1 protein-coding gene is annotated in these 455 nt (G+C 65.1%); it reads right to left on the minus strand.

The window, feature by feature from the left end; translation table 11 throughout:
- On the minus strand, nucleotides 1-455 hold a 455-nt coding region (locus AC5RWD_RS23230), incomplete at both ends, for an amino acid permease (protein ID WP_494022271.1).

Here is a 455-nt window from a genome sequence, read left to right on the forward strand (position 1 = left end):
ATGATGGCGAACCAGAATTCCATTTCGCCGAAGACCTTGACCGAGACGAGGTTCAGGCCCAGGACCACGATCAGGGCGGTCAGAGCCCAGACCCATTGGGGGACGTCGGCCATCCAGGGGATGTAGTTGCCGAAGAAGTTCATGTAGAGCGCGGCGGCGGTGATGTCCACGATGGTGGTGGTGGCCCAGTTGATCCAGTAGAACCAGCCGGAGACGAAGGCTGCTTTTTCGCCGAAGAATTCGCGGGCGTAGGAGACGAAGGAGCCGGAGGAGGGCCGGTGCAGGACCAGTTCGCCGAGGGCGCGCAGGATCAGGAAGGCGAAGAAGCCGCAGACGGCGTAGGCGATGACCAGGGACGGGCCGGCGGCGTTGAGCCGGCCGCCGGCGCCCAGGAACAGGCCGGTGCCGATCGCGCCGCCGATGGCGATCATCTGGATCTGCCGCGGCTTCAGGCT

Source organism: Arthrobacter sp. CMU6 (genome assembly GCF_059090205.1).